This is a genomic window from Acidaminococcus sp. (assembly GCA_022482815.1).
Taxonomy (GTDB): Bacteria; Bacillota; Negativicutes; order Acidaminococcales; family Acidaminococcaceae; genus Acidaminococcus.
On the sequence record JAKVOM010000001.1, the window covers coordinates 2,180,692 to 2,203,862 of the forward strand.

Annotated in this window: 20 protein-coding genes; 1 reads left to right on the plus strand and 19 read right to left on the minus strand. The window is 47.8% G+C overall.

The window, feature by feature from the left end; translation table 11 throughout:
- Positions 1 to 4: 4 nt before the first annotated feature.
- The 17 genes from LKE33_09415 to LKE33_09495 form a co-directional block, all read right to left on the minus strand.
- Entirely contained in the window at positions 5 to 1,186 is a 1,182-nt protein-coding gene (locus LKE33_09415) for a GNAT family N-acetyltransferase (GenBank protein MCH3951133.1), read from the minus strand.
- 13 nt (positions 1,187 to 1,199) lie between these two features.
- Positions 1,200 to 1,988, minus strand: coding sequence for a phosphatidylglycerol lysyltransferase domain-containing protein (locus LKE33_09420; GenBank protein ID MCH3951134.1), 789 nt, complete (start codon positions 1,986 to 1,988; stop codon positions 1,200 to 1,202).
- Between the two features lie 373 nt (positions 1,989 to 2,361).
- Entirely contained in the window at positions 2,362 to 2,973 is a 612-nt protein-coding gene (locus tag LKE33_09425) for a histidine phosphatase family protein (GenBank protein MCH3951135.1), read from the minus strand.
- Positions 2,974 to 3,033: 60 nt separating this feature from the next.
- A complete protein-coding gene (gene efp, locus LKE33_09430; protein MCH3951136.1) occupies positions 3,034 to 3,591 on the minus strand; it encodes an elongation factor P in 558 nt (185 codons plus the stop codon).
- 28 nt (positions 3,592 to 3,619) lie between these two features.
- The gene (locus LKE33_09435; GenBank protein ID MCH3951137.1) at positions 3,620 to 4,672 is read right to left on the minus strand and encodes an aminopeptidase P family protein; all 1,053 of its coding nucleotides are present in this window, start codon (positions 4,670 to 4,672) and stop codon (positions 3,620 to 3,622) included.
- A 125-nt stretch (positions 4,673 to 4,797) separates the two neighbouring features.
- Positions 4,798 to 6,021 (minus strand): U32 family peptidase, encoded by a 1,224-nt coding sequence (locus LKE33_09440; GenBank protein ID MCH3951138.1) that lies wholly within the window; start codon positions 6,019 to 6,021, stop codon positions 4,798 to 4,800.
- Entirely contained in the window at positions 6,018 to 7,070 is a 1,053-nt protein-coding gene (mltG, locus tag LKE33_09445) for an endolytic transglycosylase MltG (protein ID MCH3951139.1), read from the minus strand. The genes LKE33_09440 and mltG overlap by 4 nt, the downstream gene beginning before the upstream one ends.
- Before the next feature lie 9 nt (positions 7,071 to 7,079).
- Positions 7,080 to 7,397, minus strand: coding sequence for a DUF1292 domain-containing protein (locus LKE33_09450; protein MCH3951140.1), 318 nt, complete (start codon positions 7,395 to 7,397; stop codon positions 7,080 to 7,082).
- 5 nt (positions 7,398 to 7,402) lie between these two features.
- Positions 7,403 to 7,819, minus strand: coding sequence for a Holliday junction resolvase RuvX (gene ruvX / locus LKE33_09455; protein ID MCH3951141.1), 417 nt, complete (start codon positions 7,817 to 7,819; stop codon positions 7,403 to 7,405).
- A complete protein-coding gene (locus LKE33_09460; protein MCH3951142.1) occupies positions 7,816 to 8,079 on the minus strand; it encodes an IreB family regulatory phosphoprotein in 264 nt (87 codons plus the stop codon). The genes ruvX and LKE33_09460 overlap by 4 nt, the downstream gene beginning before the upstream one ends.
- 114 nt (positions 8,080 to 8,193) lie before the next feature.
- The gene (locus LKE33_09465) at positions 8,194 to 8,730 is read right to left on the minus strand and encodes a TetR/AcrR family transcriptional regulator (GenBank protein ID MCH3951143.1); all 537 of its coding nucleotides are present in this window, start codon (positions 8,728 to 8,730) and stop codon (positions 8,194 to 8,196) included.
- Between the two features lie 12 nt (positions 8,731 to 8,742).
- Positions 8,743 to 11,367, minus strand: a complete 2,625-nt coding sequence (gene alaS, locus LKE33_09470) for an alanine--tRNA ligase (GenBank protein MCH3951144.1) — start codon at positions 11,365 to 11,367, stop codon at positions 8,743 to 8,745.
- Positions 11,368 to 11,559: 192 nt separating this feature from the next.
- Positions 11,560 to 12,744: a pyridoxal phosphate-dependent aminotransferase gene (locus LKE33_09475; protein MCH3951145.1), complete on the minus strand. Its 1,185-nt coding sequence runs from the start codon at positions 12,742 to 12,744 to the stop codon at positions 11,560 to 11,562.
- A gap of 667 nt (positions 12,745 to 13,411) precedes the next feature.
- Positions 13,412 to 14,149 carry a DUF134 domain-containing protein gene (locus LKE33_09480; protein MCH3951146.1) on the minus strand — a complete coding sequence of 246 codons (738 nt, stop codon included), beginning with the start codon at positions 14,147 to 14,149 and terminating at the stop codon, positions 13,412 to 13,414.
- Positions 14,150 to 14,448: 299 nt separating this feature from the next.
- Positions 14,449 to 16,746, minus strand: a complete 2,298-nt coding sequence (locus tag LKE33_09485; protein MCH3951147.1) for a hydratase — start codon at positions 16,744 to 16,746, stop codon at positions 14,449 to 14,451.
- A gap of 34 nt (positions 16,747 to 16,780) precedes the next feature.
- On the minus strand, positions 16,781 to 18,043 hold the full coding sequence (locus tag LKE33_09490) for a C4-dicarboxylate ABC transporter (protein ID MCH3951148.1): 1,263 nt from the start codon (positions 18,041 to 18,043) through the stop codon (positions 16,781 to 16,783).
- A gap of 15 nt (positions 18,044 to 18,058) precedes the next feature.
- Positions 18,059 to 19,225, minus strand: coding sequence for a 3-methylitaconate isomerase (locus LKE33_09495; protein ID MCH3951149.1), 1,167 nt, complete (start codon positions 19,223 to 19,225; stop codon positions 18,059 to 18,061).
- Between the two features lie 310 nt (positions 19,226 to 19,535).
- Between LKE33_09495 and LKE33_09500 the strand changes: the two genes are divergently transcribed.
- Entirely contained in the window at positions 19,536 to 20,444 is a 909-nt protein-coding gene (locus LKE33_09500) for a LysR family transcriptional regulator (GenBank protein ID MCH3951150.1), read from the plus strand.
- 515 nt (positions 20,445 to 20,959) lie between these two features.
- Here LKE33_09500 and LKE33_09505 read toward each other — a convergent pair.
- Positions 20,960 to 21,952, minus strand: a complete 993-nt coding sequence (locus LKE33_09505; protein ID MCH3951151.1) for a 2-hydroxyacid dehydrogenase — start codon at positions 21,950 to 21,952, stop codon at positions 20,960 to 20,962.
- Positions 21,953 to 22,180: 228 nt separating this feature from the next.
- Positions 22,181 to 22,555 (minus strand): desulfoferrodoxin, encoded by a 375-nt coding sequence (locus LKE33_09510; protein ID MCH3951152.1) that lies wholly within the window; start codon positions 22,553 to 22,555, stop codon positions 22,181 to 22,183.
- Positions 22,556 to 23,171: the final 616 nt, after the last annotated feature.

The following is a 23,171-nucleotide window of genomic DNA, read 5'->3' on the forward strand; positions in this document are numbered from 1 at the left end:
CCCATTAGAAATATTCATTGATATAGTTGTGTTGTACCGGGAATAACAAAGTAAGCTTTCTTGCTGCTTCCTCATCTTTGGTCAGGATAAATCCTGCATGCCGCAGCGTTTCCACGCTCACAGCGCCAAATGCCAGCTGCGTAAAGGCACCGATATCAAGCAGTACATCCGGATCTTCCAGCGTGTTGAGCAGCTTGATACCTTCCTCTGTAAACGAAACCTTTACAAGCATCGTATTGAGAGGAATATCTTCATCCCGAATAGCCAGGACGAGAGAATCCCGAAGCAGTGCCTGAGGTACGGCAAGGCCTTCCAAAAACAGGGCCGCGTCGATAATCCGCCCCATCATGAAAGGAGCAATCTTCGGCGCCATACCCTGGTCAGGAAGCCGCAGGTACATCAGGTCGTCGCAGGGCGCAAGATATCGGAGTGTCTTATACGTACCTGCCAGACCTCTCAGATAACTCATGAGACGATACATAACAGGTGCCGAAACACTCATCAATTCCTGAACATTTACGACCTCATCTTCTTTATTATACAGCATATAGCCGAGAATGTCAGACCCATCTTTGACAATGACTGTCTCCATATGGTCCTGCTCCGCCGTAATCAAAAGATTATCCCAAACGCGGTCATCTCTCACTACATACCCATTATACCGCGCTGCCGCACTTTCGTACACGGGGGCAATCAGAGATTTTGCAGATAAGGTGGGAATCCTTTCGAGCTGATAATCACTGTCGTCATACCCTCCGAACGATAAGGCAGAAAGGGGCAGCTCATACTGTTTGCGAAAATGAGTGTAGCGGAATCCGTAAGGCTGATAGATGCCTGCATAAATCGGCATCAGAATGACAAAAGGAATCCGCATGGCCCTGAGCATGGTAAAGGCGGTCTTCATCAAATCGCCCATCACGTGCTGCCCGCGGTCAACAGGGTCGGTTGCCACACCAACAATATACGGTACACGGTAAGTTTGTCCCCGCAGCATCAAGGTATACGGATTGAGGTGAAGCATAGTGGCAAGCCGCATTCCCTTGAAACCGCCGAGAATTTTATTCTGCTTCAGGCAATATTCGGAAAAATACCACTGAAAGAAAGGGGTATCCTTCTTTTCAAAGCAGTAATCCCAGAGATCCATTGCCTGAGGAAGTGTATCCTTGTTGAGAAGCCGAAAATCCATGCTGCAGTGCTCCTTAGGAAATAATGGTATTATACTTTTTCACCATGAATTCAGGATGATAGGATTCCTTAGCTTTTCTCATGCCGGGAATCCCCATATCTTCTTCGCGGTTGATGTATTTAACGTCGGACCACGTCCGTTCCACATATTCTTTATTGATAGCCGTAAAGAGTCCCCGGATATCCGGGTCAGCCTTTTCAATATGGACGACGGCAGTTTCTTCACTGACCCGTTCACCGAACGTAAAAGCTTTAACCTCTCCATCAAGACGAATCAGACCGCCGCGTATCTGGAGTGCTTCAATATTGCGCAGGCCTTCGACAATGGCCGACTTTTCACTGAGAATGGTCGGATCAGTCTGTGCTCTGTTTTCATCCCATTTCATGCCAAAAGCGATACATTCCTCGGCATTAGCCGGCGTAATAGGTTCATAGACAAAATCAGGATGGTCTTTAATGAACGCATTATAATGATTTTTCTTGCCATGGTACTTGCGGCCGGAAAGCGTAGCCAGTTTCTCTCGTGAATATACGTAGTCCCAGTTATCCCGGTCTTCCGTATATTCCGTGACTTCGGGGAGGTACTTCTTGAATCTTTCAATCGTCGTATCATACACCCCGTGGAATTCAAAGGGTTCATGATGGAAATAGTCTTTCAAGGACTCCACGACAAGAGGCAGCTCTTCATCGACGCCTCCAAAGGGAGGCAGAACAAAAGTACGTCCCTCATTCGTCACTTTGAGAATCAGCGCACCATGAGATACAGCCCAATAGGTGTCAAAATATTTTCGCCAGATAAACAATGTGCCAAAGCAGCATTCCGCTGCATGATAGTCCTTTTCATTGAAGTAATTATCAAAGATAGGCTTATCATCGATAGAAATATGTTTAAATTCTAAAATAAAAATCTCTCCTTACTTGTACTGAGTTTAATCCAATACGCTTTCATTATATCAAACGTGTAAAGAAGGGACTCCGTCGGTTGGAGATTCGCAGCAGACATATAGATGGGAAAAGATTTCCTTATATCCCGTTGCCTCAGCAAAACTTTTCAGACTTTCGTCTGAAAGTTTCACGAAATTTGAAACGCTGACAACGTGTGCAGCCAAATCCATTTGCCCTTCCATTCTTCTTATAAGGAGAATTGTACACCAAAATCGGGAATTTTTCAGCCGTTCACTCAAGTGTTCCCAAATAATTTACATATCGAATGCGATATCCGATACGATGGTCATATTCGATACGGCAAACTGACGTATTATCGATGCAGAAATGCCAGATTTGATTCAGATTTGCATCAAGAATCTTGCTGAGCAGCAGACGGATCATACCGCCGTGGCTTGCAACCATGACCTTTGTATTTTCCGCCATTTCCTGACGGATAGCATCAAAGGCATCCCAGCCTCTTTTCTGTGCCTTAAAGAGGTCTTCCCCGCCGGGAATATGGGCATCGGCCGCATGGAGCCAGAGCGTATCAAGGAGTTTACCCTGGGTTCTCTGGATATCGGTAATCTTCTCCCCTTCCCAGTCGCCGAAAGAAATCTCCCGGAGACCTTTCTTAGTAGTAATCGGCATTTCCTTTATTTTAGCCAACGGTGCCAGTGTTTCATGCGTCCGGATGAGATCACTTGCATAAAGTTTTGAAAGTTTAAGGCCTTTTGCGCGCTCAGCAAGGCTTTCCGCCTGACTGCATCCCGTTTCATTCAGCGGATGATCTTCCCAGCCCTGAAAACGGCCATCGGCATTTGCCTGTGTCATTCCATGTCGAACCAAATAAATAGTCTTCATAATTTCCTCAATAGTACAAAAAAACGAGCCCGCTTATAAGGCTCGTTTTTTAATTTAAAGTTATGCTCTTTCGATGTATTCACCAGTACGGGTATCAATGCGGAGCACATCGCCTTCGTTGATGAACAGAGGTACCTTGACCACATAACCGGTATCCATCGTAGCGTTCTTGCTGCCGCCGGTAGCGGTATCGCCTTTGATGCCCGGTTCGGTTTCAACAACCTTCAGTTCTACCGTGTTCGGCAGTTCTACACCGAGAATACGATCGTTGAAGGAGCTGATCTTGACATCCATGTTTTCTTTCAGGAAGTTGATCGCGTTGCCCAGCTGTTCCTTATTCAGTTCGAGCTGTTCATACGTTTCATTGTCCATGAATACATACATATCGCCGTCAGCATACAGATACTGCATTTCTCTTCTTTCGACGTTAGCATTCGGAAGACGTTCAGCAGCGTTGAAAGTACGTTCAACAACAGCGCCGGTGCAGAGGTTACGCATCTTTGCACGTACGAAAGCGGCACCCTTGCCAGGCTTTACATGCTGGAATTCAACTACCTGCCAAGCATCGCCGTCAATCTCAACCGTTACCCCAGTTTTAAAATCGTTCGTAGAAATCATTCAAAAACCCTCCAAATTATATAATCTGTTATTCAAGTTCTTTCAACGCTTTATCAACGGACGTCATCTTTTCACAGCCCGTTTCGGTCACAAGGACCGTATCTTCAATACGCACTCCGCCGCGGTCAGGCAGGTAGATTCCCGGTTCGACCGTCACAACGGCTCCCACCGGAAGCGGCGCATTGTTTACTTTGTTCAGCACAGGTTTTTCGTGAATATCGAGTCCCACGCCATGACCGAGGCCATGACCAAAATACTCACCATAACCGCGTGATGCAATGTAATCACGTACCTTGCCGTCAACTTCGACACCGGTCAGTCCGGGACGAAGTACCTTTTCTCCAAGAAGATTGGCATTCAGGACAATGTCATAGATTTCTTTCTGCCAGGGGGCAGCCTTCCCTATCACAACAGTACGCGTAATATCGGAACAGTACCCTTCAAACACAGCGCCAAAGTCGAACGTCAGGAAATCACCCTTCTCGACGACTTTATTGGAAGCCCTGCCATGGGGCAGAGCACTGCGTTTACCGGAAGCTGCAATCGTATCAAAAGAAGGTTTTTCAGAACCCAGCTTTTTCATATTGTATTCCAGTTCGGCAGCAAGATCCATTTCTGTACGGCCCGCCTTGATATGCGGCAGAAGCTGGTTGAATGCTTCATCCGAAATAGCAATGGCCCGGCGAATCCGCTTCATCTCTTCCGGCAATTTCACCTGACGGAGCCCAACAAGATTCAGGTTCTTCCAGGACGCATCCGGCAAGGCAGCGGCGAGTGCCTGCTGCTCCGTATAGGAGAAGTAATCTCCGTCCAGAGCCAGATTACGGGAAGTCGGGAGTTTAGCAGCTTCAGGCCAGAACCCGTGGTGATGTTCCACCAGTTCGCACTCCGGTGCTTCCTCTTTTACCTGAAGGGTATAACGGGAGTCCGTAATGATGACCTGCCGCTTACCATCCACGTAAAGGAGGCTCTCTCCTCCGGTAAAGCCGGTAAAATAGCGGATTGAGGAATCTCCCTTGATGAAAATTCCATCGACTTTTTCCTGTTCCATGAAGGCGCGCAGTCTACTGAGTGTATTCATAACGATGCCTCCAAAATAAAAAGTACCCTAGTATTTTAGCATATTCGCGGCTTTTTGCATATAGCAAAAAGCGAAAAAGTGGCTGTTTCAGTGAGTTTGACAGATTTCTGCAGGCATTTGCTGTCTCATTTTCGAATCAGTCTTCTGACCAGGGAATAAGATTGCATGCGGTCATCGCCGTCTGCCGTGTAAATCATCTGGGGATGCGGAGCCGCCGTGATAGGCGCGCCCGTATCATCCTTCATATTAGCGAGTGTCCAGGAGAAAATCTCCCCATCAGGCGTCAATACTTCGAGCTCCTCCCCTGCCTTCACATGGTTGCGCTGTTCAATGGTCACGCGCTTTGACGTTTTATCATAGGCAACAATCTGACCTACAAAATCAGCGGACTGAATGTAGGAACTGCTTCCATAGACTTCTCCGTCATCGGCGTGCGGTGAAACGGCGAACGCCGTTGTATAAGGGCGATGGGAAATCTTTTCGAGTTCATCGCGCCAGGCCTGAGGCACCTGATAATGATCCGGGTCGACAAAGCAGGCGTCAATCGCCTTGCGGTAAACGCTGACCACCGTAGATACATAATGGATACTCTTCATGCGGCCTTCTATTTTAAGGCTTGCCACTCCTGCTTTCATAAGGTCGGGCAGGTAATCTATGAGGCACAGGTCCTTGGAATTTAAGATATACGTGCCGCGCTCATCCTCGGCAATATCAAAAGCTTCACCGCGGTGATTCTTTTCATGCAGAGAAAACTCCCAGCGGCAAATCTGGGCGCAGGCGCCGCGATTACTGTCGCGGTTCGTGAAATAGTTGCTCAGAAGGCAGCGGCCGGAATGGGAAATACACATGGCCCCATGGACAAAGACTTCAAGATCTATATGGCTGCGGCGCGCAATTTCGGCAATCTCACTGATCGACAGTTCCCGGGCCAGCACTACGCGGCTCGCTCCGAGCGCTTCCCACGCTTCTACGGCCGCATAATTTGTCGTATTTGCCTGCGTGCTCACATGGAGCGGCATAGCAGGAATCACTTTGCGTGCGATATTCCAGATACCCAGATCGGAAACAAGGAGCGCATCCACACCGGCATCCTGCAGTTCTTTCAGATAAGCAGGAAGTTTTTCCAGGTCTGCGTTATGGGGTACGATATTCACGGTCACATAAATCTTTTTTCCGCGTTCATGGGCGAAGGCGACAGCCTCCCGAATCTCATCCAGAGAAAGATTGGCCGCAAAAGCGCGCAGTCCGAACATCTTGCCGCCCAGATAGACTGCATCGGCTCCATAGCGCAGGGCCATTTTGCATTTTTCGAGGCTGCCGGCAGGGGCTAGTAATTCTGGTTTTTTCATTGCTCTGTATCTCCGTTGCCAGAAGCAGCTTCATCAGAATCTCCGTTGATTCTCTGAATCATCTCCTGGTGTTCTTCATAAGTTTTTGTAAATCGATGGTAGCCATTCTTATCGGCGACAAAATACAGATATTCTGTCTGGATTGGATGCGTGACCGCTTCAATCGCTTCAATGCTCGGATTGGCAATCGGTCCGGGCGGAAGCCCCTGATGAAGGTACGTATTGTAAGGCGATTCCACCTTGAGATCGTCGTAGGTCACGACTTCATGATGGGCACCCAGGATATACTGCACCGTCGTATCCGACTGGATGGGCATGCCCATCTGCATTCTCCGCAGGAAAATACTTGCCATAATCGGCATTTCTTCCTTCTGGGTCGCTTCCCTTTCCACCATGGCTGCCACATTGACGACATCGCGTATGGACATATTCGTCTTGGCGATATCAGCACGCAGTTCCGGGGTCAGGCGTTTATCAAACTCCTTAACCATGATTTCCAGAATCTGCTGCTCCGTGGCGCCCTCCGGGAGGTGATACGTAGAAGGATAGACAAACCCTTCTGCCGTATAAATCACATCCGGATTAGACGTCTGCATATAAGGAAATGGTGCGTAGCGTCTTGCAGCTTCCTGAAAAGCTATCGCATTTCCCAAATGCTTCTTTTCGAGGTAGACACCAATTTCCGGAATCGAAGCTCCTTCCGGTACGGTAAACGTATTGTAGCGCACCCTGCCTTCCGCCAGCATCGTAATTAATTCTTGATTAGAAATGCCAGGTTTGACCTCATAATTTCCTGCCTGCAGGGAGTTGTCCAACCCGCGCAGTTTGACCGCAATCCGAAAAGTTTCAGGGATGGCTACAACATCCTTCTCATGCAGAAGGGCCGCAATTTCTTTCGTTCCCATTCCTTTTTTTACTGTAAAGCGGACTTTTTGATCAGACGCAAGAGCCTGGTTGTTATTATATTGAGTTTCATACCAGTATCCGCCGCCTAGGAGGGCTGCACCGAGCCCCAGTAGGAAAACTGCCGTCCATAGCTTCTTTCCCATGTTTTCTCTTTATTCCTCGTCCTGTTTTTCCATTTCGTCCATGATGGCGTCATAAGCCTTCTTGACGACTTCAAATTCTTCGTCCGTAGGATCCAGATAAAGCGGCTCTCCGTTTTCATCAAATTCCATACGGGCAATAATGACCGTGTCATCGTCATCCTCTGCAGCTTCATCATCAGCCTGAGCCTTTACGAGAAGGGCAAAGTTTTTGTTATCCACGGGAATGACCATTTCTTCCGTATAATACGTTTCATTTCCTGCTTCGTCCGTGATGATCACAAGTTCTTCCTGATCCTGTGTATCCATCATGTCCTTTTCCTTTGTCATGGTAGTTACCTCCTCCGGCTGTCCAGATAATTCTGCAGGATGACCACAGCCGCCATCATATCGATGATTTTCTTCCGTCTTTTGCGCTGCAGGTCGGCCTCAATCAGCACCTTTTCGGCAGCTACCGTAGAAAGCCTTTCATCCCACAGGGTGACAGGCTTTCCGGGGAACTGCTGCTCCAGAAGGACTTTAAATTCCTCACTGGCCTTGGCTCGTTCGCCGACAGAGCCATTCATATTTTTCGGATATCCCAGGACGAAGGCCTCGACATTTTCCTGCCCGGCAATTTCCTTCAGCCTGGCAAAATCTTTTTCAAGGCTCCTGCGATGGATTGTTTCCACCCCGCGGGCAATCAGTCCCGTCTCATCACTGACGGCGACGCCGATTGTCCGGGTTCCCAGGTCCAGTCCCATAATTCTCATTTGGTTTTCTGTTCTCCGAGATAAGACTGCAGCAGAGCTTCAATCAGTTCATACCGTTCATAACGGCGAATCTTCAGACGGGCATCCTTATAGCTCGTTACATAGGCAGGGTCGCCGCTCAAAAGATACCCTGCAAGCTGGTCAATCGGGTTATATCCTTTTTCCTGCAGTGCATCCACGACCTCGCGGATTGTTTCCGCAATGGATTTCTTTTCGCTGACCGGTTTAAACATGGTTGTTTCCTGAGTTGCATGAGACATAGTAATCCCTCCTTTGAAACGTTGAAAGACGATGATGCATAATTCATCATCGGTCGATTAACAAAATATGGGGAACTTTGTAAGAAGTATCCCCATATAGAGTCACTAGATCAATTAATAGAAATACTGGCTGATGCAGACAGGAATCGACTCCTGGAACAACACCAGCATCACTTCGATAGGAACTTTCATACCGTCGACAATCCAGCGGATTGTCATTTCCTCGCCGCCAACGACCACCATTTCCGTGGCAAAGATGATATGTGGATTGTTCAGGTCGGCTCCGGCATGATGCAGCATCATCCTGTAGGCGTCCCGCACGAAGCGGCGGTTCACCTGACGGAGATCCTCAATATCCTTGCCCTGGTACACATGCTGAAAGAACTTCAGGTTGGACTGATAGACAAGAAACTTTTTATAAAGTGCTTCGGACCAGGAACTGCTTCCGAGGATATCCCGGGCGTGAACCGAAAGGATATGCAGATATTCCCACCTTACCAGTTCTTCCTTGGAATGGAAGTACTTATAGAACTGATAACGGCTGACCTTTGCCTTAGTGAGGATTTCCTTAACGCTAATCTCCTCGATGGTACGGTCTTCCAGCAGTACCCGAACAGCTTCACCCAGCAGTTTTCTCGGATCCTTTTCCATGCTAACACCTTCTTATTGAATCTGACCTTCTACTACAGTCAGAGCTTCCTTCAGGGCAGCCTGCACCTTGGAAGCGTCTTTGCCGCCGGCCTGGGCCATATCCGGACGACCGCCGCCGTTGCCGCCCATTACCTGGGCTACGGCCTTGACAATCTTACCGGCATGAATACCCTTCTTAACGGCATCTTTCGTGGCCATGCAGAGAATATTGACTTTATCCGGTGCCATCGGAGCAGCCAGAACAACGACGCCCTGCACTTTGTCGCGCAGCTGGTCGCCCATCGTTCTGAGCGCCGGCACATCCCGAACCTTGACTTCCTTGACAAGAACCGGTACACCCTTGATTTCTTTGACGTCATCGGCAGCACCTGCTGCAGCAGCGGAAACCAGTTTCTTTTCAAGTTCCGCAGCCTTATGCTTTTCAGCTTTCAATTCATCCTGCAGCGCGTCAATACGGCTGACGAGCGTGCTCGGACGGCCCTTGACCTTTTCTGCGGCTTCATTGATCAAAGCTTCGAGTTCACGAGTATAGGCCAAGGCACCGCGGCCCGTAACAGCTTCGATGCGGCGAACACCGGCACCGACACTGGATTCGGACAGAATCTTAAAGAGCCCGATATGAGCGGTATTGCTTACATGAACGCCGCCGCACAGTTCCATGCTGTAGCCCGGTACATTGACGACACGGACAATATGGCCGTACTTCTCACCAAAGAGTGCCGTTGCACCCATTTCTTTGGCTTTTTCAAGTTCTTGTTCAGAAATTTCTACATCCACGGCGTCGAGGATCTTGTCATTGACAATATCTTCCACTTCCTGCAGTTCGTCCGCCGTCAGCGGGGAGAAATGCGAGAAGTCGAAACGCAGACGATCCGGTCCTACATAGCTGCCGGCCTGGTTGACATGGCTGCCCAGTACCTTGCGCAGTGCTGCATGAAGCAGGTGCGTAGCCGTATGGTTGCGGGCAATGTCAGCCTTGCGGGACAGGTTGACTTCAAAAGTCACTTCTTGTCCAACCTTGAATTCGCCGGAAGCCACGGTACCCAGATGAATGGTCGTGCCGTCCGGAAGCTTCTTCGTGTTAGTTACATCAAAAATACCTTCCGGGGAAACGAGACGGCCTGTATCGCCGAGCTGTCCGCCGCCTTCTGCGTGGAAAGCCGTATTTTGCAGAATAATGGCCAGTTCGTCGCCTTCCTCGCCTTTTTCAATCGGCTGGGAATCATGGGCTTCGAAGAGAGCGGCCACTTTGCCTTCCTTGCTGTCTTCATCAACTGTCAGGTCTTTCAGCTGGAGGCTGCGGGTATCGTACATCACGGCAGCACCGTTCTTCCCGCTGCGGGCTTTACGGGCACGTTCCTTCTGTTCGGCCATAGCCTTGTCGAAGCCTTCCTTATCCATGGAAAGGCCTTGTTCTTCCAGGATTTCTTCCGTCAGTTCCCAGGGGAAACCGAAAGTGTCGTACAGTTTAAAGGCATCGTCTCCATTCAGGACCTTCGTGCCGGAAGCTTTCATTTCGGCAATCTTGGCATTCAGCAAATCCGTACCCTGTTCCAGGGTCTGGAGGAAGCTGCTTTCTTCCATGTCGATGACTTTCTCGATAAATTCTTTCTTTTCGACAAGTTCCTTGTAATGGTCACCGTACATTTCGATAACCTTGTCGGCAAGCTTAACGAGGAACTTATCATGGATACCAATGAGGCGGCCATGACGAACGGCACGGCGCAGTACGCGGCGCAGCACATAACCGCGGCCTTCGTTGGACGGCAGGATGCCGTCGCCGATCATAAAGGTGACACTGCGGGCATGGTCGGCAATAACCTTCAGGGAAACATCCGTTGCCGCATCGGCATTGTACTTCTTACCGGAAATCGCACAGGCCATTTCAATGAGCGGGAAAATCAAATCCGTTTCAAAGTTGGACGGCTTGCCCTGGATAACGGAAGCCAGACGTTCCAGACCGGCACCGGTATCGATGTTCTTATGAACCAGCGGCGTATACGTACCATCAGCGTTCTGGTTGTACTGAGTGAATACGAGGTTCCATAGTTCGAGGAAACGACCGCAGTCGCAGCCGGGGCCGCAAGTCGGTTTGCCGCAGCCTTTATCGGCGCCGAGGTCGATATGGATTTCGGAGTCAGGACCGCACGGGCCGCTGCCGATTTCCCAGAAGTTATCTTCCAGACGTACGATTCTCTCATCAGGCACACCTACTACATCGTGCCAGATATGATAAGCTTCATCGTCTTTCGGATAAATGGTGATCCACAGTTTGTCAGCCGGGAGTTCCAGTTCCTTGGTCAGAAATTCCCAGGCCCAGGGAATGACTTCTTTTTTGAAATAATCCCCAAAAGAGAAGTTGCCCAGCATTTCAAAATACGTATGATGGCGGGCCGTATGACCCACGTTTTCAATATCATCGGTGCGGACGCACTTTTGGCAGGTCGTAATTCTCTTGGAAGGCGGCTTCTGCTTGCCCGTGAAGAAAGGCTTGAAAGGCGCCATACCGGCACCAATCAGGAGCAGCGTCGGATCATCGTGAGGAATGAGGGACGCACTCGGAAGGACCAGATGACCGCGGGCCTTGAAGAAGTCCAGATACTTTTGACGAATTTCATTACCGGTTAAATATTTCATTCATCTATCTCCCAACGTCATTTAATCGCAGCAGGAACGAGCAAGTCCCGCCCTGCCAAAAAGCTTTCAAGCATCCGTAAATTATATAAAAATAACGGAAAAGTGTCAATTAAGAGGAAAATCCGACAGGCCAGAGATGGCTAAAAGAAACAAATCTACGGCCTGTCGTGACAAATTCATATAAAATTGGCTTTATTTATATTCCGCGGCCAGTTTCTTAAAGAGCGGCAGGCTGCGGCGAATCGTATCCTGATTAATGCAGTAGGAAGCACGGAAATAACCGGGGCATCCGAAATCAGTACCGGGAACGAGGAGCAGATCGTACTTCTTTGCACGTTCGCAGAAAGCATAATCATCATCTTCGAGGCACTTCGGGAAGAGATAGAAAGCACCCTGCGGTTTCACACAGGAAATACCGGCTTCCATCAGGCCCTGGTACAGAAGACGTCCATTTTCTTCATACGGCTTGATATTGGAAGGTTTGCCTGCACAGCGAGCCACTACGAGCTGCCACAGGGACGGTGCATTGACGTGAGTCAGAATGCGGGCAGCACCGGCAATAGCGCCATAGACTTTGGCAAATTCATCCACTTCGGAAGGAACGACAATATAACCGATACGTTCCCCCGGAAGCGAGAAGGATTTACTGTAAGAATAGCAGACCAGCGTATTGCGATAGTACAGCGGCACATAAGGCACCGTCAGACCATCGTAAACGATTTCACGATACGGTTCATCACTGATGATGAAAATCGGATGACCATATTCTTTTTGCTTCTTTTCGAGGATGGCAGCAAGACTCTTGATGGTTTCCTCGGAATAGACCGTACCACTCGGGTTATTCGGAGAATTGATGATTACACCCTTCGTATGAGGCGTCAGTGCTTTTTCAAGTTCATCCAGGTTAATCTGAAAAGCCTTTAAATCTGCAGGAACGACGACAAGGCGTGCACCCGTAGATTCAACAAAGCAGCGATATTCAGGGAAGAACGGAGCCACTACGACGAATTCGTCTCCTTCCTCGGCCAAGGCCTTGAAAGAAATCGTGCAGGAAGCAGCCGCACCGCAAGTCATGAAGAGATTATCTCTCGTGAAGTGCGTGCCAAAACGCCGGTTGATATCGGCAGAAATCGTATCACGTACCTGCGGGTTGCCGGGAGCAACCGTATAGCTGTGAATCTCCTGCGGCGTCATGGTCGTCATAATATCGATGACGGCTTCCTTGATAAATTCCGGAGCCGGGACGTTCGGATTACCCAGACTGTAGTCGAAGATATTTTCTTCGCCGACTTCGGCGGCACGTTTCCGTCCGTATTCAAAAATCGTACGGATCGTAGACTTCTTGGACCCCAATTCATACATTTTTTCATTAACCATGGATTTGTCCCCTACTTTCTATCTATCATTTATACGTTGTCAACAGAAACATACATAATTATTTTAACACGGTTAATGGGCACATGCTAGGGTGAATATAAGCTGTGGTGCTATCGCGCTTTTGGCATATGGCTTTTAGCCCCATTTGAATCAGAAGATAAAGTGGCTAGTGGATAGTGGTGAGCGGTTAGTACTGTAGTGCGGGCAATTCATTGCGGATTTTTATCAGACCGATAGCTACGGTTAGCAGTAAAGCACTTTGGGCATTTGGCAAATGGCTTTTAGCCCATTTGTATCAGGGGATAAATGCAGCATGAAGTAAAAGAAGCTATCCCTCCATCGCAAGCGATTCTCCTTCTTCCAGTGCGACACGCGGCCAGAGAATAAAAAAGAGCCTTTGAAAAAATAAAATGCGCATTTGGCTTATAGCCTATGGCATATAGTCTCGTTTGCAGCAGTATGGTAAAACTTTTGATTCAAATTAAATATAAAAACCCTAAAATTTATCAGATAACCTGAATTTTAGGATTTTTATAAGTTCGTAGAAAAATGCCCTGGCAATTTTTCTTCCACGGGCGGGATGCGGACGGCGGGCTGCGGAAAGCGTGAAAAAGGGGCTGCGAAATAATGCACACGCATTATCTCACAGTCCCTTTTTTATGCTATATCAGGCGTGGCAGCCGCCTTGTTCGTGATGACCGCAGCCATTATGATGGTGGCCGCAGGCATGGTCATGGTGCCCACAGGAAGGGGCTTCATTTGAATATTCGAGTGTACCTGCCGCATAAGCTGCAGCAGCGTCATCACAGGAACCGGTTACGCCCGGAAAGAATTGAATATTTTCTGCTGCCAGGGCCTGCCGGGCGCCACCGCCGATACCGCCGCAAAGGACAACATCGACATTGGCACCTTTAAGGAAACCGCTGAGCGCTCCGTGACCTTGACCGTTAGTCGGTAAGAGCGTCGAAGATACAACTGCACCATTTTCGATATCATAGACTTTAAACTGTTCCGTTTTTCCGAAATGCTGAAAAACTTCTCCTTCTTCACAAGGAATTGCGACTCTCATTACATCAGATCCTTTCTTTAACAGCAGGGCCTCCGGGTAAAGCGGAGAACGTTTCAGTTCATAGCGGCCGCCGGCCACGACAAGATTCTTTCCGTTTACCAGGCAATCAGCCAGGACAAAACGAGCATGGTCATAAATATCGGTTACAGTCGTTCGCGCAACGTGCATCCTTTCGGCGCATTCCTGCTGCGTCAAATGCTCCCAATCAATGAGACGGATTGTCTCAAATTCTTCAACGGTAAGAACGGCCGTCTCGGCTTGGCTCGATTCTTCCGGACCAAAACTATTCCACTGCGGATAGGATTCCACAAAGCGGCACCGTTTCATTCTGCCCATAGCGTAGCACCTTTCTTATTTTTGACATATGTCAAGTATAACATTATTTTCGACATATGTCAAAAAAAAGCTATGGGCCGATTGCATCGGCCGGCTGGACTGCCGAAGGCAGCCAGCTTTGCGAAGCGCCAATAAATGGCACTTCGCGGGCTTTGGGCACCTGCGGTGCCCGGCGGAAAAGAGGAATTTCAAACTTGACGGTTTAGCTTCATAAAAATACCCTCCTTGCTGATTGATCCAGCAAGGAAGGTATTTTGTGAAGAGCGACGAACCCTTCATCTTAGGGAATGAATGTTTAATTAACGGCGGGCGCGATTGAAGTTAATCAGGCAGCCGGCTTTGATGATTTCTTTTTCTTCTCCATTCAGTGGCAAAATATAGAGCGTCATAGCTTTTGCCTCGCCCTTTTTCAGAACATAGGCTTTGATATTATCCAACTTGCCGTCCAAGGCTTCACGAATATGAGGCACAAAGACGAAATCTCCGACTTCAAAAGGAATTTCCTCTTCCTTCAGATGGAACGGAATCATACCCCAGTTGATTACGTTGCTGCGATACCGTTTAGTCGCATACTCGCGGGTGATATTGGCAAGTCCGCCAATGACTCGCTGACAGCTTGCAGCCTGTTCACGGGCTGAACCATCACCTGGTTTATTGGCATAAATAGTGGAACCGATTTCTGTATTGCTAAGATCCGCTTTTTCCATACCAGCAATATGATGGATTACGTCAAATGCCGCTTTCACATCGGCATCTTTTGCAAGAACATCTTCTCCCTTTTCACGGGCAAGTTCCAGTTCCTTGACAGCCTTCGTGCGGCCCACATACTGAGGATCACGGCGGCTCAAGGTAAATTCTGCAAGTCCCATCGGATTGGAACGGAAAGACGCCGTTTCTCCCGAAGGAATCAGTTCATCCGTTGTTGTAACGGGGTCTTCGATTCTGGAGCAAACCCGGAGGAGAATATTGTCGCTCAGAGGCGGCAGCTCCGGCCATGCCTTGATATTGGGTCCTTCATAAAGCTTCTCTTTCGGATGAGCTTTGCCAAAGCCTTCATAGACGCGGGCTTTGTAGGCACTGTCATCAAAATGATAGGTTGGAACATGGCCAAAGGCATCGGCGAATGCCTCTGCACTCGTAAGAACGCCATGGTTGGCTGCCGTAGCAGCAATGCTGCGGGCATCCATGAGTGCCACTGCTGCCATCTGCCCCTTGCCTGGCTTACTGCCTTCGCGGTTCGGGAAGTTACGCGTCGTATGACGGATAGAGAACCCATTATTATTCGGCGTGTCGCCGGCTCCGAAGCAAGGTCCGCAGAAACAGGTCTTAATTACGGCACCGCAGGCCATAAGATCCGTCAGATAACCCTTTCTTGCAAGATCCATATAAACCGGCATGGAAGAAGGATATACACTGAGCGTAAATTCGCCCGCTCCGATAGAACGATTCTTGAGAAGGCTCGCTGCTTCTACGACATTCGTATAGTTACCGCCGGCACAACCACCGATAATGCCCTGCTGAACCATGAAATGACCATTTTGAACCTTGTCGGTCAGCGTATAGGAAGCACGGCCCTGGCTGACTGCTTCGGCCTTCTTTTCCGTCTCACGGAGGATATCCATAAGGTTGGCATTAAATTCATCAATTTCATAGGCATTGGAAGGATGAAAGGGAAGCGCAATCATTGGTTTGATTGTCGATAAATCAATATAAACGCAGCCGTCATAGTAAGCGACATCGGCCGGATTGAGTTCCTTATAATCACCGGCACGGCCGTGTTCCGTCAGGAAGGCCTTCGTATCCTCATCCGTCCTCCAGATGGAAGAAAGGCATGTCGTTTCTGTCGTCATGACATCAATACCATTGCGGTAATCTGTCGTCATGGACGAAACGCCGGGTCCTACAAATTCCATAATCTTATTCTTCACATAGCCTTTTTCGAAAACGGCACGGCAAATCGCAAGGGCAATATCGTGAGGTCCGACCCAGGGCGCCGGTTTCCCCGTAAGATAAATAGCGACAACATCCGGATAAGGAGTATCCCAGGTATCCCCCAGAATCTGTTTATCGAGTTCGCCGCCTCCTTCACCGACAGCAATGGTGCCAAGCGCGCCATAGCGGGTGTGGCTGTCACTGCCAAGAATCATCTTGCCGCAGCCGGCAAACATTTCACGCATATACTGGTGAATCACGGCCACATGGGGCGGAACAAAGATGCCGCCATATTTCTTGCAGGCCGAAAGTCCAAACATGTGGTCATCTTCGTTGATAGTTCCTCCGACAGCACACAGGGAATTATGGCAGCAAGTCAGGACATAAGGCATAGGGAACTTATCCATGCCGGAAGCGCGGGCCGTCTGAATAATGCCGACATAAGTAATGTCATGGCTCGTAAGGGCGTCAAATTTAATTTTGAGATTCGCCATGTCCTTGTTCTTGTTGTGAGCCTTCAGAATACCATAGGCAATGGTTCCTTTCTTCGCCTCGGCTGCACTGACCTTATGACCGACATGCTGTTCCACTTCATATACTTGTTCTTCGGGAATCATTTCTGTGCCGTGGAGCAAATATACACCTTTATCAAATAACTTAATCATAGTTATTTCTCCTCTCTTACCTTACATACGATTCCTAAATAAGACCGCCCAGGTTAAACACATGGAGGGCTGCCATGAGGACATTCACACCTACATTGGCGACAGATAGCAGGAAGAGTGTCTTAAACATGTTGTTCATTTCTTCCGTCGTGGTCTGTTTAGCAGCCGAATAACTCGACATGATAATGGCACCACCGGTAGAAAGCGGACTGATCGCCGCGGCAAAACTGGTAGCCGTAATGGCGGAAATGAGCTCAACATACCCTACCTGACCGGCAAAAGTCTTGGCAATCTGGTCGGCAATCGGATACAACGTCGGCATAACAACACCGGTTGTGGAGCTGACCCAGGACAAAATACCACTCGTAGCAGCAATGATAGGAACAGCAGTGTTCTCATTCATATGACTTGCAAGAAAGTCTGAAATTAACTTGATGCCGCCCAATTTCGTCAGAACATTAACCAGAACCCCTACGCCGCAAATCATCATCAGCGTGCCCCAGAGAATTTGTTTAATGGCTTGTTTTTCATCGGCGCATCTCAGAAGAATCAAAACGGATGCTGCGGCGAAAGCGAAGAGCCCTGTATCAAACTTGAAGCCGATGCAGAAGATCACCATAGCTACGATAGCGCCAATCGTAATTTTCTGTTCATGATTGAATGCAGGAATTTCCGAAAGTTTCAAAGGGTTATCAGCCTTTACCTTCCAGCCCTTGTACCCTATATAAACAATCAGAGTAAAAACAAATCCGGATAACAAAGTTGAAATAAAGAGGTGAGCACCAAATCCGCTGTAGCCCATCGGTTCGGACAGATTCTTTGCCAGGATACCCGTCAGGGAAAGCACGGAAGCACAGCCCGCATTGGCGCCCAGCTTTGCATACAGTGCCGTAGCCATTGGGTTGATGCCCATTTCAAAAGCCAGATAAACAGCGAAAGTCGTCATCAGGATCCCCGAAGCAATATGGCCGGGTCCGATAGCGGAAATGAAAGCCGAGAGAACGAACATCAGGATAGGGATGAGATACGTTCTTTTTCCTACCAGAGCCACAATTTTCTTAGAGAAAAGATCAAGGGTGCCATTAGCAGACGCCATACCAAAAAGGAAGGTAACGCCGACGAGTGTGACGAACATGGAACTGGAAAAACCGGCTGCAATCTGTTTGGCACTCATATTTCCCACTGTACCCAGCAGAAAGGCAGCACCGATTGAGAAGAAACCGATATTTACTTTTTTGATGAATCCTACAGCAACAACTATAGCAAGTACAATCAGAGATATAGCAGCTAAACTCATAACAGATGCCTCCTTTTATTTCATAACAGCAGCTTTGCCCGACAGATGAACTCTGGCAATTCCTTCCATAAGAAGATTTGCCGTACGATATCCGTAGGTTTCTTTAATAGTCGGGATATCGCCATTTTCGTCTGCAATCACACCACAAGTAAGAATTCCGGAACCATGACCAATCCTGACTTCAGGAAGTTTGGCCTCTTGGGATAACACTTCGTTAACAAGGCTTCCGGGGACTGCAGCGGCGGCTGCCGTACACATGGCACCCGTCATGGCATAACTGGGATGAGCCTTCTGCATGCTCATCATGCGTCCCAAAAGATCTATGTCATGACCGTCTACGTTACTTCCCGAAGATGTTACGTAAGAAGCAGGCGGTGCTACAATCGTCATCTTAGGAATGCCCGGAGTCTCCCAGGCTGCCTTTTCCCAAGATTCCGTGAGTCCCAATTTAACGGCTGCCGTACCGCGGATCCGTTCCAGACGATTCAGCAGTTCCGCATCGGCGTTTATTTCATCCGGTGTTTCCGTACCTTTCATATTGACGTCTTCAGCCTTCACAAACACGAGCGGATTCGCCGCATCCACAATGGAGACCCTGACATTTCCGACACCTGGCACATCCAACATATCTGCAGCATGACCCGTTGGCAGCAGCCCCTTACCGAGGGTACCGCTTGGATCAACGAAACTCAGCTTGACAGGAGAGGCTGTGCCGGGTACACCGGCAATTTCGAAATCACCATCGTAAACGACTTCTCCGTCTTTTGTCTTTACAGTCTCATTGATGAGCTTTTTCGTATTCGTGTTGTAGACGCGAACCAGCGTTTCATTACCTGTTGCCGGGACAATGCCTTTTTCGATAGCAAAAGGTCCGACACCGGAAGATATATTTCCGCAGTTTCCTCCGTAGCTCACAACAGCTTTATCTACAGAAACTTGAGCGAAGGTATAATCCACATCCGCGTCAGGGCGATTGGATTTATTGATGATAGCAACCTTGCTCGTTACGGACTGGGCACCGCCAAGACCATCGATTTGCTTCTTGTCGGGGCTTCCCATGAGTCTCAGCAAAATGGCATCCCATTCAGAAGGATTTTCCGGCAAATCTTTCTTCAGAATATAGACGCCTTTACTCGTACCGCCTCTCATAATCGTGACCGGAACCTGAATTTTATTTTCCATAATGCTGCCTCCTCATATGCAGGAAATATTTTTATTTTCTGAAAATATAATACCAACGAATTCGTTATAGGTGAAATTCATGTTACCCATATTTTTTATTCCTTTATTGCATGACATTTTCATTTATTAATTTTAAATAATGAGAAGATATCAGCATTTTAGAAAAAAGATGATAAAAAATGACTCTTTTATTTATCATAGTTACAATGCATTTTTTATATATAAACCATGGTGATTTTTCATAGTTACTGATATAATAAAAAGGGCCCCTTAAAGGACCCTTGAATTGTCATAAATAAGGAGGAACACTATGGACTTTCGTGAGCTCTCCTATATTCTTGCCATTGCGAGAGAACAGAATATCACGCGTGCCGCTGAGTCCCTGTATCTCAGTCAGCCCACGCTTTCCAAATTTCTGAAATCCCTGGAGCAGCAGCTGGGCACTCCCCTCTTCAGACGACTCGGCAACAAGTATATTCCCACCTATGCGGGAGAACAATATATCAAGAAGGCGCGGGAAATCCTCAATCTGAAAAAAGAATTGGACAATCAGATGAGCGATATCATCAAAAATAATGAGGGCTGCCTCAAAATTGGTTTTCCTGCCATGCGTGGCACCTATATGCTGCCCAGGACACTGCCGGTCTTCCATGACCGCTATCCCAATGTACGGATTGACCTCTGTGAAGCTAATTCCGAAAAGCTTACGCAAATGGTCATAGATGGGGATATCGACCTTGCTTTCTTTAACTTTGTAGAAGATAATCCTGCCCTCAGCTATAATGTCATCAGCCATGAAGAAGTGGTTCTCGTGATGAGTGCCAAAAATAGTTTCGTGCGCTTTGGGAAGAAACGTGCAGGATGCAAGTATCCGCATATGGATCTCAGGCTTTTAAAAGATCAGGGATTTATCCTGCAAAACAGAACCCAGCATACCCGACTCATTGTCGACCGCATCTTTCATAACCTGCACCTGGAACCTCATGTAATTTTGGAAACGACAAATATTCAGGCGGAAGCAGAACTTGCTGCAGAAGATTATGGATTTACCTTTATTACAGAGACGCACTTAAAGTACATTCCGCACAGGGAACGCCTTGCCCTGTTTTCAGTTGGATCTCCCAAGACAACCGTGGACTTTGTAGCAACGTATCGAAGGAATTGTTATTTACCCTTCCATGCGCAGGAATATATTAAGATTGTAAAGGAGTTTACGTGAATGGAAGTGAGGCTTGTGTTGCCTTCGGCAACAGGCTTTGCGAAGCGTCATGGACGCTTCGCGGCTTTGGGCACCTGCGGTGCCCGGCGGTGAGGCTTCGGCCGATTACATCGGCCGACTGGAAGGCTATGAGGTAGGAAGATTTGGCGCTTCGCGCTATAAAGCTGTGTTCGCCTTCGGCGACAATAAAAGAGGTAAATATAATTTAAAAAGGAGCTGAAAAGATGGTTGTATCTTTACAGCTCCTTTTGGTGTGAGATAAAACATTCTATCCCTCCATCGCAAGCGATTCTCCTAAACTTACTTTCCTCCCCCACTTCGTGGTCCTTCCTTCCTACGGACGGAGGTGGCAGAGGAATTCCAAACCTTACGGTTTGGCTTAATTAGAGCGGCGTAATACAAGGTTCTCCGTAGCCAATGCTTCGCATTGCCTGAATTAATCAATAAAAAAAATTAAGCTATGAAATAAACAAAAAAATCCCTGCCGCTTTCGCAGCAGGGATTTTTTAATGACATTAGATCTTGTTCTTGCAATCGCCGGTTTCGATGAAGTCTTTCAGGTTCTGATAGGAGATATCAACCATTTCGCGAGCAGCTTCATCCGTGTAGGAGCCCAGATGCGGAGTGATCAGGACTTTCGGATAGAGGGACTGCAGTTTAGCCAGGGTCGGGTTCGGGATTTCCTTATCGCCGAAGTCTTTACCGAAGATATCAGCTTCATCAACCAGGGTATCAACGCCGAAGCCATTCAGCTTGCCGCTTTCAATACCTTCGATGACAGCTTCCGTATCAACAAGCTGACCACGAGCAGCGTTAACGAGGATAGCGCCGTCTTTCATCTTGGAGATAAATTCTTTATTGACGATAGCAGGATCGCCGGTGTTGTAACGAGCATGGATGGAAACGATATCGCACTGAGGAATAAGTTCTTCCAGAGGAACCTGAGTGCAATAATCATCAATACCCTTGATCTGGAACATATCATAGCCGATAACATGAGCGCCCAGGCCATGATACAGGGAAGCAGCCACGCGGCCGATACGGCCCAGGCCGATGCAGCCGACGGTGCAGTTGCGAATTTCCTTGGAGAATTCGAAGCTGTCGATCTTGAAGTTCTTCTTGCCAGAACGAGAAGTAGCATATGCAAGGTGTCTCAGCAGCATCATAGCATGAGTTACAGCCAGTTCAGCAATAGCGTTCGGGGAATAACCAGGAACATATGCGCACTTGAAGCCCAGTTCATGAGCATAAGGCAGATCGATATGTTCATAGCCGGCAGTTCTGGTCATAATATATTTTACGCCCAGTTTCTTATAGATATCGAGGTTTTTCTTATTGGCAAAGCAGTTGCCGCGGAGAATAACAGCTTCAAAACCTTTAGCCAGGTTAGCCGTTTCATCCGTGTTCAGATAATCAGGTACGCATTTGATTTCATACCCGTACTTCTTGTTGCAGCTTTCAAAAATCGGCAGCTCTACGTCTCTAACACCGTAACACAAAACCTTCATGTCAATAACCTCCTAGAATGATGTTCGCTTCTTTTACGATTGCGGTTCTTCAATCGCTCTTCTCATTTTATCACGATTTTTAAATTAATCCATAATATTCTGTATTTTGTATACACTTTTTTAAGCGGACACAATCAATTAAGGACAAAAGCCAGGAAAACCGGTCAGAACTTACAAGTTTTTTAACTGCTCTGGCCGGTTTCCCATACTTCACCTAATTCAATTGTGTCAGGCTTTCCACAGCCCATGAAGGTTGCAGTAAGCATAAACGGCAACCACTTCATCTCCGGGGACGATTGCAAAAGAAGTCTTCGGAACTTCACCCGGCTTCAGCACCTTGCGCTGCATGCCCTGCTTCGTTTCCAGAGAGATCCATTCAATATAATGCTCCGGCAGCATCGGATGTTCAGTAGAACCCACGGTCACGGAAATGATATTGTCTTTCACTTCATATACCGGTACATGCTTTTCTTTGGCAGCATCTACGGTATTCGGAACAATTTCTTCCATCTTCTGGCCGCAGCACATTACGGGAACGCCTGTTTCTTTCACAACGGCAATAATTTTACCACAGTGAGCACATTTGTAGAACTTTGGAGCCATCTTACTTTCCTCCTTCTGGAAACTAAAATATGTTGGTGGATTGTCGGTAGGAATAAACCCTACGGTGTCAGTATAACATGAGGAAATAGATTCTGGCTACTTAATAAAGAATTATTTACAAAAAATATACATATTGAGAGTTATTATCCATCTTAAAACTCAGCGACCGTTCCCAGCCTTCTTTGATCGTTAGAGAGGAAGAAGGAGAACCGCAGTGGGCGTCGATTGCTAATGCAATCGCGAACACGTCTGCGGTGGATATTCAGTCAGATAACAAGTAAGGGTAATAAGAAGAGAGTAAAAACAGCAGCACTCCTGAATGTAGCCAAATCAAAGATTTGGCCCAATTGAATTAGGACACCCCCTTAATCGTACCCATTCCTGCGTTCTCACTGAATACCCACCACGGACGGAAAGCGACTACGTCGCATTCCTGTGGTCCCTCCCTCTTATTTTTTTATCAAAAAACAAGAGGGCGAAAGAGCTGCTGAAATTTCCATTAGTGCTTTTATAACAAGAGAAAAGCAAAAATTTAGTAAAAAAATAAAAAAATAATAAGGGTCATCATCCACCGCAGGCGGTCCCCCTTCCTCAATGTCGCGTAGCGACGTCGAGG

Coding starts and splice junctions, on each gene's coding strand:
- LKE33_09485 (MCH3951147.1), bottom strand. CDS start 16,746: ATGATTAAGTTATTTGATAAAGGTGTATATTTGCTCCACGGCACAGAA.
- alaS (MCH3951144.1), bottom strand. CDS start 11,367: ATGAAATATTTAACCGGTAATGAAATTCGTCAAAAGTATCTGGACTTC.
- LKE33_09490 (MCH3951148.1), bottom strand. CDS start 18,043: ATGAGTTTAGCTGCTATATCTCTGATTGTACTTGCTATAGTTGTTGCT.
- LKE33_09500 (MCH3951150.1), top strand. CDS start 19,536: ATGGACTTTCGTGAGCTCTCCTATATTCTTGCCATTGCGAGAGAACAG.
- mltG (MCH3951139.1), bottom strand. CDS start 7,070: ATGGGAAAGAAGCTATGGACGGCAGTTTTCCTACTGGGGCTCGGTGCA.
- LKE33_09495 (MCH3951149.1), bottom strand. CDS start 19,225: ATGGAAAATAAAATTCAGGTTCCGGTCACGATTATGAGAGGCGGTACG.
- LKE33_09480 (MCH3951146.1), bottom strand. CDS start 14,149: ATGGGCAGAATGAAACGGTGCCGCTTTGTGGAATCCTATCCGCAGTGG.
- LKE33_09415 (MCH3951133.1), bottom strand. CDS start 1,186: ATGGATTTTCGGCTTCTCAACAAGGATACACTTCCTCAGGCAATGGAT.
- LKE33_09435 (MCH3951137.1), bottom strand. CDS start 4,672: ATGAATACACTCAGTAGACTGCGCGCCTTCATGGAACAGGAAAAAGTC.
- LKE33_09450 (MCH3951140.1), bottom strand. CDS start 7,397: ATGACAAAGGAAAAGGACATGATGGATACACAGGATCAGGAAGAACTT.
- LKE33_09465 (MCH3951143.1), bottom strand. CDS start 8,730: ATGGAAAAGGATCCGAGAAAACTGCTGGGTGAAGCTGTTCGGGTACTG.
- LKE33_09440 (MCH3951138.1), bottom strand. CDS start 6,021: ATGAAAAAACCAGAATTACTAGCCCCTGCCGGCAGCCTCGAAAAATGC.
- LKE33_09510 (MCH3951152.1), bottom strand. CDS start 22,555: ATGGCTCCAAAGTTCTACAAATGTGCTCACTGTGGTAAAATTATTGCC.
- LKE33_09505 (MCH3951151.1), bottom strand. CDS start 21,952: ATGAAGGTTTTGTGTTACGGTGTTAGAGACGTAGAGCTGCCGATTTTT.
- LKE33_09460 (MCH3951142.1), bottom strand. CDS start 8,079: ATGTCTCATGCAACTCAGGAAACAACCATGTTTAAACCGGTCAGCGAA.
- ruvX (MCH3951141.1), bottom strand. CDS start 7,819: ATGAGAATTATGGGACTGGACCTGGGAACCCGGACAATCGGCGTCGCC.
- LKE33_09475 (MCH3951145.1), bottom strand. CDS start 12,744: ATGGTTAATGAAAAAATGTATGAATTGGGGTCCAAGAAGTCTACGATC.
- efp (MCH3951136.1), bottom strand. CDS start 3,591: ATGATTTCTACGAACGATTTTAAAACTGGGGTAACGGTTGAGATTGAC.
- LKE33_09425 (MCH3951135.1), bottom strand. CDS start 2,973: ATGAAGACTATTTATTTGGTTCGACATGGAATGACACAGGCAAATGCC.